Annotated in this window: 16 protein-coding genes and 1 pseudogene; 10 read left to right on the top strand and 7 right to left on the bottom strand. The window is 64.8% G+C overall.

What is annotated here, in order from left to right; translation table 11 throughout:
* The first annotated feature begins 2 nt into the window (after positions 1-2).
* The 5 genes and pseudogenes from A3CE_RS50100 to A3CE_RS57860 all read left to right on the top strand — a co-directional run.
* Positions 3-536: a hypothetical protein gene (locus tag A3CE_RS50100; protein WP_125591810.1), complete on the top strand. Its 534-nt coding sequence runs from the start codon at positions 3-5 to the stop codon at positions 534-536.
* Positions 533-1,570, top strand: coding sequence for a caspase family protein (locus A3CE_RS54745; protein WP_084641261.1), 1,038 nt, complete (start codon positions 533-535; stop codon positions 1,568-1,570). Before A3CE_RS50100 ends, A3CE_RS54745 begins: the two co-directional genes overlap by 4 nt.
* Positions 1,571-1,622: 52 nt before the next feature.
* Complete coding sequence (locus A3CE_RS57295) at positions 1,623-3,053, top strand: hypothetical protein (protein WP_169523883.1); 1,431 nt, start codon at positions 1,623-1,625, stop codon at positions 3,051-3,053.
* Between the two features lie 337 nt (positions 3,054-3,390).
* The gene (locus A3CE_RS57865) at positions 3,391-3,582 is read left to right on the top strand and encodes a hypothetical protein (RefSeq protein ID WP_211231806.1); all 192 of its coding nucleotides are present in this window, start codon (positions 3,391-3,393) and stop codon (positions 3,580-3,582) included.
* A gap of 50 nt (positions 3,583-3,632) precedes the next feature.
* Positions 3,633-3,857, top strand: a pseudogene (locus tag A3CE_RS57860) (integrase core domain-containing protein); the annotation flags it as partial.
* 87 nt (positions 3,858-3,944) lie between these two features.
* Here the strand turns inward: A3CE_RS57860 and A3CE_RS0104340 are convergent.
* Positions 3,945-4,487 carry a hypothetical protein gene (locus A3CE_RS0104340; protein WP_125591815.1) on the bottom strand — a complete coding sequence of 181 codons (543 nt, stop codon included), beginning with the start codon at positions 4,485-4,487 and terminating at the stop codon, positions 3,945-3,947.
* 169 nt (positions 4,488-4,656) lie between these two features.
* Between A3CE_RS0104340 and A3CE_RS56075 the strand changes: the two genes are divergently transcribed.
* Together A3CE_RS56075 and A3CE_RS0104335 are read left to right on the top strand one after the other, a co-directional pair.
* Positions 4,657-5,031 (top strand): hypothetical protein, encoded by a 375-nt coding sequence (locus A3CE_RS56075; RefSeq protein WP_125591817.1) that lies wholly within the window; start codon positions 4,657-4,659, stop codon positions 5,029-5,031.
* Positions 5,032-5,101: 70 nt separating this feature from the next.
* Complete coding sequence (locus A3CE_RS0104335; protein WP_020638837.1) at positions 5,102-5,320, top strand: hypothetical protein; 219 nt, start codon at positions 5,102-5,104, stop codon at positions 5,318-5,320.
* A 211-nt stretch (positions 5,321-5,531) separates the two neighbouring features.
* Here A3CE_RS0104335 and A3CE_RS59195 read toward each other — a convergent pair whose 3' ends face one another.
* Positions 5,532-5,663, bottom strand: a complete 132-nt coding sequence (locus tag A3CE_RS59195) for a hypothetical protein (protein WP_020638836.1) — start codon at positions 5,661-5,663, stop codon at positions 5,532-5,534.
* Positions 5,664-5,727: 64 nt separating this feature from the next.
* Here A3CE_RS59195 and A3CE_RS58295 point away from each other — a divergent pair, with 64 nt between their 5' ends.
* The gene (locus tag A3CE_RS58295; protein ID WP_245589426.1) at positions 5,728-6,855 is read left to right on the top strand and encodes a GNAT family N-acetyltransferase; all 1,128 of its coding nucleotides are present in this window, start codon (positions 5,728-5,730) and stop codon (positions 6,853-6,855) included.
* A 642-nt stretch (positions 6,856-7,497) separates the two neighbouring features.
* Here A3CE_RS58295 and A3CE_RS56070 read toward each other — a convergent pair.
* Together A3CE_RS56070 and A3CE_RS0104315 are read right to left on the bottom strand one after the other, a co-directional pair.
* Complete coding sequence (locus A3CE_RS56070) at positions 7,498-7,701, bottom strand: hypothetical protein (RefSeq protein ID WP_125591821.1); 204 nt, start codon at positions 7,699-7,701, stop codon at positions 7,498-7,500.
* Positions 7,702-7,784: 83 nt separating this feature from the next.
* Entirely contained in the window at positions 7,785-7,982 is a 198-nt protein-coding gene (locus A3CE_RS0104315) for a hypothetical protein (RefSeq protein WP_020638833.1), read from the bottom strand.
* Positions 7,983-8,224: 242 nt separating this feature from the next.
* Here A3CE_RS0104315 and A3CE_RS50080 point away from each other — a divergent pair, with 242 nt between their 5' ends.
* Positions 8,225-8,731: an adenine nucleotide alpha hydrolase family protein gene (locus tag A3CE_RS50080; protein WP_020638832.1), complete on the top strand. Its 507-nt coding sequence runs from the start codon at positions 8,225-8,227 to the stop codon at positions 8,729-8,731.
* Positions 8,732-9,083: 352 nt separating this feature from the next.
* Here A3CE_RS50080 and A3CE_RS0104305 read toward each other — a convergent pair whose 3' ends face one another.
* From A3CE_RS0104305 to A3CE_RS50075, 3 genes are all read right to left on the bottom strand, one after another.
* Positions 9,084-10,235 carry a methyltransferase domain-containing protein gene (locus A3CE_RS0104305; protein ID WP_020638831.1) on the bottom strand — a complete coding sequence of 384 codons (1,152 nt, stop codon included), beginning with the start codon at positions 10,233-10,235 and terminating at the stop codon, positions 9,084-9,086.
* Positions 10,232-10,459, bottom strand: a complete 228-nt coding sequence (locus A3CE_RS0104300; protein ID WP_020638830.1) for an MvdC/MvdD family ATP grasp protein — start codon at positions 10,457-10,459, stop codon at positions 10,232-10,234. Before A3CE_RS0104300 ends, A3CE_RS0104305 begins: the two co-directional genes overlap by 4 nt.
* A 137-nt stretch (positions 10,460-10,596) precedes the next feature.
* Entirely contained in the window at positions 10,597-13,212 is a 2,616-nt protein-coding gene (locus A3CE_RS50075; RefSeq protein WP_084641254.1) for an ATP-binding protein, read from the bottom strand.
* 513 nt (positions 13,213-13,725) lie between these two features.
* On the opposite strand from A3CE_RS50075, the gene A3CE_RS0104290 reads away from it, so the two are divergent.
* Complete coding sequence (locus A3CE_RS0104290; RefSeq protein ID WP_125592181.1) at positions 13,726-15,534, top strand: hypothetical protein; 1,809 nt, start codon at positions 13,726-13,728, stop codon at positions 15,532-15,534.
* Positions 15,535-15,578 lie beyond the last annotated feature (44 nt).

Raw genomic sequence — 15,578 nt, 5'->3', positions numbered from 1 at the left:
GTATGAGTGAGGTAACCATTCCGGCGGGTCAGGCCGGTCAAGATGGCGGGCCCGGCGCCGGCGGTGTTTCCGGTGCGGCGCCGGGCAGTTTCGCTGAACGCTTTCGGGGTGTTGTGGCCGTCGTGGCCGCGGTGCTGCTTCTGCTCGGTTTCGCCGCGCTGGTCTTCTTCCTCGTTGGGAAGGCTGAATCGGCGGGTGAGGGAACGTGGTCCCGCTTCGTCTACCTCTTCGGCGCAGCGGAAGCATTGGTGTTCACCGCAGTCGGATGGCTGTTCGGCCGTGAGGTTCACCGGCAGGCGGCGCAGAACGCCGAGGTACGCGCAGACCAGGCCACCACAAGAGCGGAGTCGGCGATAAACGTCGCTGCTGACCAGGAGGCCAAGGGCAGGGCGCTCAAGGCCGCCGTCGAGGCGCGAGCGCGGCTTCTGCCCGGCCAGAGCGGTGTGGAGGAGCGGGGCATCGGCACCGATGAGCCGCCTGCCGATGACGTGCGCCAGCTCGCTGAATTTGCCAGAACACTGTTTCCGAACAGATGAACCACCTCCATTTCGCGATCGTCGTCGGCATCAACTGCTATCCCAACATCGCCAGGCAACTGTCGGCGGCACGGGATGACGCAGAGGCGTTCGCAGGTTGGTTGAAGGACCCTGACGGGGGCGGCGTTCCGCCCGAGCAAGTCGAGTTGATCACCGCAAGCCCCACGGAAGAGCGGACATTTGTTGATTCCGGAGAAACACGGCCCGTCCGGCAGGAAGTGATCAATGCACTGAGGCGGTTTCACAAGATGGTCCGGAAGGTCGATGATCGCAGCTGGCCCGAGACACGCCTCTACCTCTATGTCGCCGGACACGGGATTGCCCCGTCAGGGGGAAGAGGTGCCTTGTTGTACGCCGACGCAGACCCGCCGGACTACGCGGACAATCTCGATCTGGCCAAGTACGACGAACTTTACGGGACCAAAAGTACGCCGTTCCACGAGGTCGTGCTGCTTGCCGATTGTTGCCGGGAGACCGCACTGGGTCTCCCGGATGCCGGGGCTGTCCCCTTCGGGAAAACGGAAATCCGGGGGCAGACCCGCCGGATACTCGCCTATGCGACTACTTACTCGAAGATGGCCGGCGCACCGAAGCGGATGATCGGGCCGAAAGACCACGGACGCGGATTCTTCACCGAAGCGTTATTGGCCGGCCTACGTGGCGGCGCGGCACACGATCCCGAGACGGGCGCAATTCGGAGTGACCATCTAAAAGACTACCTTTACGAGAGCGTTCGCAATCGTGCGGCGGCCCTGAACTATAAGCAACGAGCGGACTTGCAACTCTCCGGTCCTGGGCAAATCGACCTGGCGTACGTCCCGGTGCAACGTTACAGAGTGGAGTTTCGCGTACCCAAGAGGTGGAACGATGATGTTCTGGTAACTCAGGGTGACTCGCAAACGGTTCGGCACGCGCCGGTCGATGACGGCGTGGCGGTCATCGATCTACGCAATGGGATTTACAAGGCCACAGAAGGATCCGGAAGAAGCAGGTTTTTCCAGGTTGACGGGGGTGAACTGACCATTGAAATCTGAACCGCGTCGCTCGTCGGGAACGATCATTCTTGGCAATGAGTGGTGGCCCTCAGTGTTCCGTCTGCGGGACAGCAACCTCAGGACTTTCAAGGAAGGAATCACGCCGGCGGTCGTCGATGTGGCGCCTGGCCTTTACGCGGCGGAGGTGTGGAATTCGGTTGATCGCCGACAACGGTTGCTCGAAGTGTCGGCGGGCACTACCCAAATGGTCGGCCGGCTCGGCATCGCGGTGGACACGCCGGTCCCCGTCCATTGCGCGCTCGATCGCTCGCAGCCGGTTGCCGAGTTCGTCACTACATTGAGTGGTCGTCTCCGCGACACGGGCTCAGGCTCGGGATTGGTGATCGCTGCCATCCCCGGCCAAGCCGGAACTTGGTCCCAGCCCAGAACCGTCAGGAGCCAGTTCACCCTCCTGGACTCGGCGTACCACCCGATACGAGAGGTAAGTGTCACCTCCGACAACCTGCACGGAGGAGCCGCGGGAGCGAGCATGCCGTTGCGACCTGGCGGCTACGTTATCCGAGTGAGGTTGGCAAAGCTGGCCACCGTTGATGTACCGGCCTGGATTTCCGCTGGGTACCAGACGGTCGCATTCATACCCTGGGACGATGCCCCTGATATATCACGAATATCGTTTCACATGCTACCGTCAACATCGGTATGGACGGGTTTCGACGTCGCGTCCGGAATTCTCGAAATGGCCTTGGAAAACCTGCGCAGCGGGCGACGCCCATTCGCCGAGGACGGGCCTGGGCTGGACTTTGTCCGCATTTCGACGCTGAATCCGGTGCTGGGCCTGATCAGGGCCCATGATCTGCTCATGCAGCGCAGGGACCCCAGGTCAGTGCTCGCGCTGTTGAGCCGGCTGCAAACGGTCGTCCCCGGCCATCCCGACCTTCAGGCGTGTGCGGCCGTCAAAGACATGACTTTCCCGCCGATGACGCTCAGCGGCCAGCGCTTCGTCCGGCAGTACGCGGCCGACCACGGCCGTGCCATCGTCCCCGGCTCACTCCTCGACCTGTCGCTTCGGACCGCGAAGACAGCTGGGCCGTGGGCCTCCTGGACCGCCGATCCGAAGCGCCGCCAGGTCTCCGGCCAACCGTTACCGGACGCGCTCGGGCCGGCCGCACTGATCTCACCCGACGTACTCACCCGCGCAATCCGCGTGATCACCGGGTTCGTCTTGGGCGTGGCAGTGGTTTTCCTGCTGGCTTGGCTTCCTCGTCGCGAGGCAATCGCGGTGCTCGGCACTGGCGCGAGCCGTGACCAGATGACATACCTGGTTCGCACGTACCTCTCCGATCTGGTGCTGGTGGGCCGTGCCGGCACGGCGGTCGCCACCCTCCTCGGCGGTTCACGGCCGGCGCTGGCCCGGGCAACCGCCGCCTCCCGGAATGCTGCCACCGAGGCGCTTGACCAGGTTCGCCGAGAACTCTGGCGACAACTCGTCGCCGGCCGTCGCCGATTTGACCGCAAGAAGTAGGCGCAGTGTTTCCCGCCCAACGCTCGGAACCCCGGACGGCAACCGGCGGTGTCGGGCGGGCGGCGAGGGTCGCGGCGAACAGGCCGTCGGCGATCCCGACCTGGCATTCGACGCCGGCGTGGGCTTCGACCTCGGTGATCAGCAGCTCGGCGAGGGCTTCTGCGCCGCCGAAGTATCCGGCCGCGCCGGCTCGCCGTGCTTCGGCACCAGGTGGCGCGGCCGCATTTGCCCTGGGCTGATCGCGCGGTACTGGTAGCGCTGATGCGGCTGATACCGACCGGCTGATAGTTGCGCGACACTGGTGTGACACACGGTGTTGCCGCATTGACTGTATGTGTTGTTTGTCGTCGAGCACGCCCGCCGGCGGGTGCGCATCGTTGGGGTGACGGCTCATCCGACTGCAGAGTGGGTGGTGCAGCGAGCCTGGAACCTGCTGGTGAAGCTTGATGATCGAGTGGACAGCCTGCGGTTTCTGATCCGCGACCGCGACGTGAGGTTCACTGCCGAGTTCGATGCGGTGTTCGAGTAGGTCGGTATCGACATCCTGCGCAGCCCTGCTCGAGCACCGCGCGCGAAAAAGCGATCGCTGAGCGCTGGGTGGGCAGCGTGCGTCGCGAGTGTCTGGATCGGATGCTCGTCCTCAACTGGCATCGTCTGGAGCAGGTACTAGCCGAGTACGTCGATCACTTCAACCAGCATCGACCTCATCCCTCTTTGGACCAACGACTGCCCGATCAGGTGCTGGTTTCCCCCGAACGACTGGTGTGGGGCGGGTTCGTCAGCGTGATCGGCTCGGTGGACTGATCCACGAATATCAGCAGGTTGCACGATGTGACATAGTTTTCGGCACCCGCAAGGTCGCCAACAAGGCCAGTTCCCTTGGGGGCGGGCTCAGTGATCGCGGTTCTGCTGGTCGAAGGTGATACCGACAACCTCGCGGTAGGGCACTTCGTACGTCTCACCGGTCGATGTGGTGACGATCAGCAAGCCCTCCTGCCAGACCTGCTTCCAGTGCAGCAGTATGTCGACGGCCGTCCTCGCGGGAATCGTCAGCTCGATCTGCTCTTCGAAGATCTCTTCCGCCTGGGTTACCGAGGTCTGGCTCTGTTTGACCGTCTCCTCCAGGGCTCCCCGCAGGTTGAGGACGTTGGCCACCTCCACCCCGCCGGTGACGGAGCGTTTCTTCAGCTTCTCAAAGAGCAGCTCCTGCTTGCGGATCCAGCTGCGCTGGGCGCGGATGCGCCGGATTGATGTGCTGTTGGAAGCGGAGTTGTCGATTCGCCGGGTTTCCGTGCCGAGCGGCTCCTCGCTGCGTCCCATCAGGACCTGCTGGGATGCGATCACGGAAACCTCTGCTGGTCGCTCCACCCGGCGTCGCGTGATGAGCTCTCTGATCATCTGTTCGGCTACCTTAACCAGCACTGCCTCGATCATTTGTTCGCCCTATCTAACACGTGATCACCGTTCGGTTCGGCTGTGATTGTGGCATAGAAACGATGTCTGTCGGAGTGTCTGTTGGGCGTCATGCGCGTAACGGCTGTACAGGTTCGTCCGACCTCGATGCTGGTGCGTTCGCAACATCCGGATTCGGGGCGAAGGCGCCGTGAAGTTTCTGGGTAAGACGATCGCGGTCGGCCTGTCGAAGGCGGTCGGGACGGTTGCTTCCGTCGCGCAGACGGCGGACTACCTGCAATCCCTGGAGTTCAATATTTTCATTCTTGGCGTCTTCATCGTTGCCGCCGCGGTCGTACTGCTATTTTCGCCTGAGCTTGTCTCGAAGTTTCAGAAGCTGCGCAGCCGCGAAGACGCATCTGTCCGCCGGCACAGAGCAGTTGAGTATGTTGCCCCCGGTGTCCCGCGCGGTCATCGCCGCCGCCAGCGTGGTCACCGCCGTCATCGGGGTGATGGCATTCGCAGTCGGAGGCGCGGACCTCAATCAACTGTTGATCCACACCGGTCGAGCCGAGGCTGCGCCTGATTTTCAAGATCCATCGCAGGCCACCAGTTCTCAGCTCCGCCGGTAGAAACTCGGAAGGGTTACTGGTCCCGTGGAACTGCTCGTGGTCATCATCGCGCTCACCATCGTCAGTTTGATGGCGCTCGTTGTCGTCATGGCCGTCATCCGCAAGACGCCACCGATTCGTGTGCTGCTGGTGCTCGGCCTGGTACTTTTGGCTGTCCTGGCGCTGGGCGTTGGCAACCCACAGATGTTCGAGACGGTCGTCAACGCCTTCGTCACCGTCTTCAGCGGCAAAGCGTCGACCTGACGCGCTCTGTGGCCGGAGGTGATGCAGGCATCATCATCTCCAGGCCCAGAACTGCCGGACATCGACATGTGCGGCCAGCCAGCCGGCGCCATGACGACCCGCTCGACACCGCTCCCTGTCGACGTCACGACTACCTGACCAGCTCGTCGCAGTCAGTTCAATCACCCTGCGTTACATGGCGCACGGCAAGGTCGGCGGCCGGCCGTGTCGGCTACGAGAACCAGGACAACACGGTGGGCGTGATCGCGTTGACGACGATGCCGAAGATGAAGGCGATCACCAGCGCGACCCACCAGTAGATCGCGTTCGCCCGCCCTTGCGCGGTGTCGGTCGCAGGCTCCACCGCGCTGGTCCTTGCGCTACTGGCCGCAGCGACACGGGAAGGATCCTGGGTAGCGATCACCGGCATGCCCGACATAGGTGTGGCAGCCGCCGCCGAGCTGGGCGTCGAGCTGGAGCGGTTCGCGCTCGTGCCAGATCCTGGGGCCGAGGTCGCCGCGGTGCTGTCGGCGCTGATCGACGGGTTCGACCTGATTGTGCTCGGCCGGACCATCGCCTCGGTATGCAGCCGCAGCCGGAGCGCCGGCTGCTCGGACGAGCTCGCAACCGCGGCACAGTCCTGCTCGCTGCCGGTCCGCTGCCCGGCGCGGACCTCGAGCTGCGCGTGTCGAAACGTCGGTGGCGCGGGCTTACCGATGACGGTTTCGGCCACCTGGAGTTCCGTGACGTCGTCGCGACCAGCCGCGGCCGCGGCGTCGCGGCCCGTCCGCGCACCGTCGCACTGCAGCTTCCGGGCTTCGGTGGTGCTGTCGCCGCCGTCGAGGCGTCCACCAGTCGTAGATGGGCTGAGGTCGCCGGATGACCCGCACGTCGCAGCCGTTTCCGAACCAGCCGTGGCCGCGTGGTGCCCGGTGATGGGCGAGGCCGGCGAAGCCGTCCGGTCAGAAGCGCGCGGTGAGTACGGTGGGCTGATTCCGGTCCGGCCGGCGACGAGCAAGCTCGTGGTGTGCCTGCGTGGCCACCGGCTTGACCTGGACCTTTACGACAAGCTCAAGCCCTACAGCCATCGCTACCGGCTGCACGGCACGCTGTGCGAGGTCTGTCGCGCACAGGAGGCCTGCGAGCCCGCGGCTCGGCGCCTCACCGAGTGGGCGCACCTTGACGTCACGGTCCAGCACCCGACCGGTACAGCGCCGGGCAATGGGCTCGTCCTGGTCGCCCATCCGCCGGCAGCGGGAACGCTGGCGGGCCGGATCGAACTTCGTCTCGACGGCACGTTGGTCGGTGCGGTGACTGCCAGCCTGTGCGCGGGCTGTCGGACGGCCACCCTCGACTATGTCCACGTCGCCGCCGAGTACCGGCGCCTGGGCTTTGGCCGCACGCTTGTGGCGGCCGCGGTGGCTCGTGCCCCGTCGTATCGGTGGACTGCGCCGCTGCCGGACGGTCCGGTGGCGCAGTCTTTTCGGGCTCGGATGGCCATGCGTCGACCTGGTCAGCGATGCGTTCACGCTGGTGCGGTTGATTCCCCGCGATGAAAGGGGCTCGCGTCCGGTGCGGAGTGGCCGCGCCACACGCTGTGCTGTCAACCCAGGCAGAACTCGTTGCCTTCCGCAAATGCTGAGGTGTGACACCTTTCTGTGCAGCGAGCTTGGATCACCACTCACCTCCGACTCTCAGGCGGAGGTGAGCGGTAAGCCACGCTGTCTCAGGCTCCCAACGGAGTAATACTCAACCAACGGAGCAATGCTCGGGTTTTTTTGAAGCCCCACGTCGCAAGGGCGGCGAAGATGGCAGCGACTAGCGTGCTGCCAAGCTGGAAGAGGTTAGGGAGCTCGTGGAAGCCCGCGCACGCCGCCGCGATCGCGACGAGCGCCGCGATGGCCGCAGGCACGAACCGCGGTGCAGCGGTTGCGCGTCGAACTGGCTGCCTGCCCACGACGCCGATTCTGCCATGAGCGGTGTTCGACCCCCGCAAGAGCTGAGCTGTGACACCCTTCGACCTGGTGTCTGACCTTACCCGCGCTGCTTCGCGGCTCATCGTTCGCGATTAATCCGATCGCCCAGATTACTGTGCGCCGAGCCGCGCGACAGTTGCACCGTCGACCTGTACTGCTGCAACGACCACCGCAGCCGAGCGCCGCGTTCACCAAGCGCCCGTTCTCAGTCCTACGTCGACGTTATTCCGAAACCGCGGAGGATTTTTTAAAAACGGCCGTTGCCAGCGCGGCGAAGAGAGCGGCCACGAGGGTGCTGACCAGCTGAAAGAGGTTGGGCAGCTCGTGGAAGCCTGCTGCTGCCGCAGCAATCGCAACGAACGCAGCCATGATCGCGGGCGCGATCGGGCGGGCAACTGCGTTGCCTCGAATCAGTCGACCGCCCACCAGGTTGATTTTGCCATAAGTCTCGTTTAACTACTGGTTCGTGTCCTGACGCTTCAGCTGTTGCTCTTCGGTTCCCGCGAGGATCACGCAGAGGCGGCGGGATCTTCGGGCTGCCGCCGGTCCACCAGTTCACGAATCAGCGCCGCGCGGACGTGGGCGTCGATCTCCCTCGCTGGAACCGACCGGTCGGCAAGCACCTCGAACGGCTCGTGACTGCGCTTCTCCCGGATCAGGATCGTCTGTCGGCCGCCCAGATCGACCCGCTTGACCGTGTACTCCACATCGCTTCCGTTGCCCTGATGGCTTACGGACCCCTCCCCGCCGTCGTAACCGTGGCCTCACGGCTGGTGACCGGCGGTCGCTGGCGGACTACGAGAAGTTCTTCGGGGTCACGATCCCGCAGCTTCCGCACCCGTCGCTGTTCCGGTGGCTGAACAACCTGACGTTTCAAGTACCTGAGCGGCGGCTGATCATCGAGGCCGCTCAGCTGCCCGAGCCCAACTACGTCGAGATCTCCCGCGCGTTGTGCACGGAGTACTACGACCTGGACCCGGCGGTGACGTTCACCGCGGACTGCATCCGGGCCGCGGACTCCCCGAACCGCCGTACGGCGATCAAGGGACACGGCGCGGTCCGCGAGCACGTCATGAAGGTCTCGCCGGTCTGGGACTGGCGCGTGCGCCACGTTCGGGCGGCTCTGGCCGACAACCGGTGCCCACTGCCGATCGACTACGAGTGGTTCAACTGCAGCTTCGACGGGCCGGACTTCCGGTTCCTCGATCCGATCAGGCGCAACGCCCCGCCGATTACGCCCGAATCCTGGACTGGTTCCCGCTGGTGGACTTGGAGATGTTCCGTGCCGAACTCTGACAACGACGACCTGCTGGCCCAGCTCTCGGCACAGGCCGCGCCCGTCGGTGCCCAGTCGAACGAGGACAGCCTCGCGCAGCTCAACGCGGCACCGGAGCCGGACCCCTGGGTGACGTCGAGTACACCGGAGACCTCCCGGAGGACTCCCATAGGGAGCTGACCGAACTACAGCAGGGGTTCCGCGATCGCGCGAAGCGGGAGGCGGAGCGGTTCCGGCTGGCGACGGACTCCGAGTACTGGATCGCCGCAACCGATCCGCACGTCAAAGAAGCACTGAGCCTCGGCCCGGACGACAGCATCGTCGGCTTCCTTTACCGCGGCAGCCTTCCCGCCGGTCGCGAAGCGCGCATGCCGCGCCGAGAAACGGACATCTCCGGCGTTGTCCGAACCTGGTTCCCGTCCCCGGACACCCTTTCCACGGTGGGTCTGGCTTCTGCTCAGGACCTAGGCGGTTAGCGTCCGTGTCCGGTTGTGGAAAGGGCCGCCTCGAGCTGCGCTTTGCAGCGTGATCGTCAGCTGTGCAGGTCCCAATGGGTGTCGCTGTCGGGCTGGTCGAGCCAGACGCGGTGCGGCCGGCTGGGGTAGACGGTGAGGCCGAGTCGCTCCCAGCCTGGCCGGCCGAGCCGGGTCCAGGCGTGGGTGGCGGCTTCGACGCGGTCCCAGATTGCGGTCGGCCCGTTCTGGAGGACGTCCCGCTGTCCGTTGTCGTCGGGTTGTGTTCGGACGGTGCACCACGAGCCGTCGGGAGCGGCGAAGACTGCCCATTCCGGGCCCGCGCCGGTTGCGCCGCGGTAGCCGAAGTCGATTCCTGCTGGGAGGTGGGCGTGGGCGAGCAACCACGGCACGGGGGACGTCCACGGGAGCGGGTCGAGCTGTGTTGTGGTCGGTGTGCCGGTGTCGGGGTTGATCGGGGGCTGGTGGGTTTCGGGTGCGGTGTCGGTGTGGCGGATGGCCATGAAGCCGGCCCAGCGGGGGAGGAACCGGCCTGCCAAGCGGTCGTCGTGCCGTCTGAGCAGGACGAGGTTGCCGGCGTGGATGGTGCGTTTGAGGTCGGTCAACAGGAGGCCGCCGGGGCGCAGTTGTTCGGCCCAGGCCCAGGGGATTTCCTGGACGGAGCAGGTGGCGATGATCCGGTTGTAGGGGGCGTGCTGGGGGAGGCCGGCTGTGCCGTCGGTGACGGCGAGGGTGGGGGTGTGGCCGAGGCTGGCGAGGCGTTGGCGGGCGGCGGTGACGAGGTCTGCGCCGATGTCGACGGAGTACACGTGCTGGTCGCCGAGGCGGTGGGTGAGCAGGGCGGCGTTGTAGCCGGTTCCGGTGCCGATCTCGAGGACGTGGTGTCCGTCGTGGATGTCGAGGGCTTCGAGCATGCGGATCATCAAGCCGGGCTTGGTCGAGGAGGAGATGGTGACCTCGTGGCCGGTCGTGGTGGTGGCGAGCGCGGTCACGAGGGGCTGGTTGCGGTAGACCTGTTCGAGCCATCGGTCATCACTGTCGGTGGTGGTCGCCCAGGTGCCGTCGGCGCGTTGGGTGTGGAATGCCGGGACGAACACGTGCCGCGGGGTCTGCTCGAGTGCGGCCCGCCAGGCGGGGGAGTGCAGGACGCCCTCGTCGGCGAGCTGGTCGGCCAGGCTGTGGGCCAGTTCCGGCCAGCCGGCGGCTGTCATGCGGCTCCCTGGGCGAGGAGGTCGGCGATGGTGTCGGTGATAGGGGCGTTGATCGCGTCTTCGATCCAGCCGTATTGGCCGGTGGCGTTGCATTCGAGGAACACCCATGCGCCGTCGGGCCGGATGACGAAGTCGAAGGCGCCGTAGAGCAGGCCGAACTCGATGCAGTACTCCGGCACGCCGGCGACGACGTCGCACGGTGGGTCGATGCGTTCATAGTGCAAGGTGCCGTAGTCACTGCGCCAGCTGCCGCATGCTGGAGGAACAGCGTCAGGCCACGTATCCGCGCGGCGCCGGTCGAATCGACGTGACGTGGTTGCCGCCTGCTTTCTGCCGGTTGTGGCGCGATGGCGGGCGGTCCTCAAGCTGGGAGGTCGCCGTGCGCGGTCGTGCTCGGCCGATCACCGGGCAATTGATCACCGGCAGTGCTCTCCGGAAGCCGGGAGAGTGTGTCGAAGAGTTCCTTTGGAGAGTGCAGCAGCTGCGGATTGGCGCGCAAGATGCGCATAGTCTCAGCGGTGGGCACCCAGCAGGTGATTCGGCCGTCGACCTTGACGAGCACGAAGGAGCTGGTGCAGACGGCGACCTCGTCCTGGGCTTGGCACGCTTCGAGCAACCGGGCGATCGCGTTGGCTTCTTGTTCGTTGTGCCCGACACCTGCGGTGCTGTGGTTGAGAGAGATATTGCGAGCTTGGACTACCGCGCCGTTCACTGTGCCGTCCAGCTGGTTGGCCACCGCAGCCGCCACCAGCCGGCCCAGCTCTTCTCCGCCTTGGGAGTCCTTCTTGGTGACGAACAGGCGCTGGAACCAGGACCCGTGCTGGGGTACGTCCAGCGAAATGATGTCGAATCCGGCGACCTCCAGAAGTTCGACCAAGGCGTCTCGCACCGGTTGACCGTCGTCACCGGACGTGTGGATCGTGATCTCTTCCGCGTCGCCCGGTGCAGCATGATACAGAGCTTCCACCTGGTGTCGCGTGTCCTCGGCCTCTTCCGTCCGGCCCTGTTCGGTGAACAGCTCGCGGGCCTCGGTCCAGCGCAAATGGGCAGTTTGGTAATCGCCGACGCCTGCGTGGATTTCGCCGAGGTTGCGGAGTGTGTCAGCGACTTGGTAGAGGTCACCCAAGTCGCGGCGTAGTTGCAGAGCGTCACCATAGAGCGTCAGGGCTTGGGGATACTCGCCTGAATGGTGGGCGAGGTAACCCAGGGTGTCCAGCGTGTCAGCCTCTTCGGCGCGGTCGGGGTGGTAGCGGTGCAACTCCTGCGCCGCTCTGCAGTGATCGCGAGCTTGGCCGAAATGACCGAGCCGGGCGGCGTAACGGGCGACGGAGTTGAGGACCTCCGCTTCGGCGAAGCCGTCACCGAGCGTGCGAACGCGGTCGAGAGCCTGAAGAGCGTGGTCGAGAGCTCGTCCGCTGTCCCCTTGGCGCTCCAAGATCATCGCCAGCGTCCGATGGACTTCGGCTTGTTCGGCGGCCCCGGCAGGCTCGGACAGTTCGAGGCCTCGCTGCGCGAGATCGAGAGCTTCGGCGTGTTGCCCGGAGCGGGAACAGGCATCACCGAGTTGGCGAAGCGCTAGGGCCAGCGGACCCGCCTTGCCGAGGTGCTCGGCCGCGGCGAGTGCTGTCCGCCAGCTCGTGAGCCGATCGTCCAAGCTGCCCTTACGCCGCAGGTAGGTGTCCATGGCGATGGCCAGCTGCCACACAGCGCTGTACCGGCCCAAGGTCGAGGCCAGCCGTTGAATCGCAAGCAAGCAGATGTGCTCGGTATCGAACCACGCCAAGGCCTCGATCGCGTCCGCCAAGGTCAGGGGAATGGTGCCAGGTGCGAACTGACCGAGCTCGAGACGGCCCTTGCGCTGCGACAGCTGCTGGTTCGCGTCTTTGGCGGTGTGCAGGTAGAAATCGATCACCCTGTCGCGAGCGTCCGACCGAACGGCCTCGCCGTCAACCGAAAGGGTTAGTTCAAGGGCGTAGGTGCGTACCAGATCATGAAGCGCGTACCGATCGGGTGTCCGGTGTTCGACGAGGTTGGTCTGGTCCAGGACGGCCAGAGCGTGCCGGGTCTGGTCGATGCTCCGCTCGTTCAAGGTGGCAGCGGCGTTCAGCCCGAAGTCCGGCCCGGGCGCCAGGCCGAGCAGGCGAAAGGAGCGCGCGACATCGGCCGGAAGGGCTTGGTAAGACCAGGACAGCACCGACAGCAGGCTGATTGTCGGGTCGTCTTCGTTGGGTTCGAGTACGGCGGTGCGCAATTCGGCGGCGATGCCGGCCAACGGCAGGCGACGGCGTTCCCGTACTCGTCCACCGAGAATTCTCAATGCCAGCGGGAGTCCGGCACAGGTGCGGACCAGTTCGTCAATCGCCTGGGGTTCAGAGGCGGCGCGGTCCGCTCCGACAAGCTGAGCCAGCAGAATTCGCGATTCCGCTTCCCCGAGGATGTCCAGTTTCAGCCGGCGTGCGCCGTGGACGGCGGTCAGCTCGGTGAGTGACTGGCGACTGGTCACGATGACGGTACACGACGCGGTTCCCGGCAGCAGTGGAATGACCTGACGAGCGTCCCTTGCGTCGTCCAAGATAATCAGCATTCGTTTATCAGCGATCAGAGTCCGGTACAGGCGTGATTGGGCGTCGGGATTCTCTGGGACCTGGTTCGGGACAGCGCCCAAAGCATCGAGGAATCCACGCAGAGCAGTGCTCGGCGGCAACGGCTGGCCGGGCGAGTAACCCCGAAGATCGACGTACAACACCCCGTCGGGGAACTTGCCGATCCCCCGCCACGCCCACTCGATTGCCAGTGAAGTCTTGCCGACTCCCGGCATGCCGGTGACCACCACTACCGGTAACTCAGGGCCTGAGTGGCCCCATTGCTTGTCCAACGAGAGGAGTTGCTCTTCTCGCCCGGAAAAACCTCGGGAACGGGCGGGGAGCTGGTGTGGAACCGGAAGAGGTGGCCAGGGCGTCGTCGGTTCGTGCTGCATGGGTGGTCCTCCCGTCACCCTGCCACTATGGCACTGAGGGCTCTTTTCCGCAGCTGCACGCTTCGGTGGTGCATCTCGGCGAGGATGCATCTCGCCGCACAGTATTCACCAGCAGGACGGTTGAGGCCGCACGATGTGGGCGACAGTGCGGCGTGCACCCGGTGATGGTTCCGTACGGCGCTCTCGAACGCCAGCGCCAGCTTGCGGGGCAGGTAATCCGGTAACGAGTTGATGCGGTGGTCTCCCGGCTTGGAGCCCAAGCTGGTCGAGGGTGCGTTCGACACCGCCTTTGCGATGATCACGCCAAGGCGTCGGTCGTTGGCGTTGCGCGCCCCATCGCAGGCACCTGCGCAGCCGACGGGCCAGCGCTTGGCAGTTGATGTGGTCGATCTGGCGAGGACGAGAGTGTGTTGCGACCCATGAAGTGCCTCGATCGGATTAGCTCAACTTGGGAAATATGACGCACCGATGGGGCAGCGGCTCGAACCACGTATCGCATGGTTCAATCGGCCAGTGGCATCGACCGAAATCTTGTCGTACACCTCGGTAAGTACGACCCTGCGCCCTCCGCGAGTCGTTATCATCGTCGACGGCGGCCAGCATTGGAGCTACTGGGTGCGTCGCGCTCTGTATCGCGCGGACCGGGCCTGGGGCGGTGCTGGCTTCGCAGTCGTACCGCACCGTGGTGGTCAGGTCGACCCCGTACTGCTGCGCGCATGCGAGGCATATGACCCAGATTTTGTCGTGACTTACAGCCCAACTGTGGACGACTTGGAAAATCTCCGTCCGGGCTGGTTCACGATCGCCGGAGATGACGGCGAACCTCTCTCAGGAGACGAGCGAGAGCGGATGCTCAGCATGGTGGTGGACGAGGCTGTGCCGAGTGCCGCCGACCACGCCGCACGGGAACAGATCGCTGCCGTGTGCTCTCCCTACGCCTCTCGCCGTGGAGGTGCCTGGCACGAGAGCATCGAGTACCTGGGCGACGAGCCGACCGGCCATTTCCCGAACGTCGTGGATATGTCGGAGACATGGCATGCATCCGTCCTTGCCTGTCCCGCGCATTGGGGAGGTGTGCTCGGTGCTGCCGTAGCAAATCACGCTGGTGTCGCCGCACCACCAGAGCACAATGCTAAAGAACCTGTGCTCGACGATGACCTTCGGGAGCAGCTGGCCGGTTGGCTGCTCGACGACCCGAGTTGCTCAGCGCCCGACGAGTTGATGTGGCATCCCGGTGTAGCAGTTGGCATGGACACCAAGATGACGCCGACGGCCCACGCCCGATCCAAGACGCATCTCGTCGACGTTCATACCGGCTTTGACATCCACCGCACCGGACTCTTGGTCGTCGGCGACAGCGCCGAGGACTTTGCGCTGGCCCGCCTCTGGCAGCTGACCTTCGGCACCGGATTCTGGCTGCCGTCGTCGTTGCTTGATGGTGAGGGCACTGTACGGTGGCGTCTCGGACACCGTATTGCACGGATCGCACGTGATCTCGCTCGAAACTCCAACCGCCTGGCGATCACGTCGATCTCGCGATCGGAAAAGGAACTCGAGGTCACGCGCGACCGTGTCGTTGCGGCGAATCAGATCAAGATCCCTGGGCAGCAGGATCCGAAGCTCGATGTGATCTTCAGTCCAAAGTTGCCGTGGCGACAGCAGCCGACCGTGAGTCTGGCCGTGGAAGACCAGTGGGACAGCCAGGTGACCGTGCCGATATCCGTCGCGGAGGACGGTACTCGTCGAATGGCTGCACCGCTTCCTGCTCCGGTGCTCGTGAGTGCCGATTTGGTGGCTCAGGAGGATCTTCAGTGGCACGTCGACGTGCACTGGGAGGACAGCCGTGCTGTGCGTCGACGTGGTTTGGACAGCATCGAGCTGTTCGGTAGCCGCCCGGCTTTTATGTCCACATGGGCAAGAAGCAGCCGCCACGGCATGACCTACCAGTCACGGCGGAATGACTTCGTCACGCGCGGGACCAGGCCGGAAAACACCCTTGCCCGAGTCGCACTCCGCGAGTTGAGCCTCGTCGCATGGATCAGAGCCAAGGCGGCGGAACGCGATCTTGTAGCGAGGCCGAGTGAAGCTGGTCTGCGCACGGGACTGCTAGTGGGCATGCTCGGAGGGCGCGAGCAGTACGTCGATGTGTTCGGTGGAGTTCTGTTGTCGGCGCTCCGCGGCATGTTGGTGACCAGTTCGACAAGCAAGGTGGCGTACCCGGACGGGGACGGCGTGTCACTGTCGTCAACGGAGGGTGTGTTGACCTTCGCCGGAATGTGCACGCGCGTCGCCGGCCTCGATGAGGCTGTCGTCGCTTCGTGAAAACTGACCCCCAGGCGCCCTCCGAAAGTTGACCCCTCTGAGGT

Origin of the sequence: Amycolatopsis balhimycina FH 1894, assembly GCF_000384295.1 — a bacterium.
Lineage (GTDB): Bacteria > Actinomycetota > Actinomycetes > Mycobacteriales > Pseudonocardiaceae > Amycolatopsis > Amycolatopsis balhimycina.
The sequence above is the reverse complement of the archived record's forward strand: the minus strand, read 5'-3'. Positions and strand labels throughout refer to the sequence as shown.

Coding starts and splice junctions, on each gene's coding strand:
- A3CE_RS50100 (WP_125591810.1), top strand. CDS start 3: ATGAGTGAGGTAACCATTCCGGCGGGTCAGGCCGGTCAAGATGGCGGG.
- A3CE_RS0104340 (WP_125591815.1), bottom strand. CDS start 4,487: ATGATCGAGGCAGTGCTGGTTAAGGTAGCCGAACAGATGATCAGAGAG.
- A3CE_RS58295 (WP_245589426.1), top strand. CDS start 5,728: ATGCCCGACATAGGTGTGGCAGCCGCCGCCGAGCTGGGCGTCGAGCTG.
- A3CE_RS50075 (WP_084641254.1), bottom strand. CDS start 13,212: ATGCAGCACGAACCGACGACGCCCTGGCCACCTCTTCCGGTTCCACAC.
- A3CE_RS54745 (WP_084641261.1), top strand. CDS start 533: ATGAACCACCTCCATTTCGCGATCGTCGTCGGCATCAACTGCTATCCC.
- A3CE_RS0104305 (WP_020638831.1), bottom strand. CDS start 10,235: ATGACAGCCGCCGGCTGGCCGGAACTGGCCCACAGCCTGGCCGACCAG.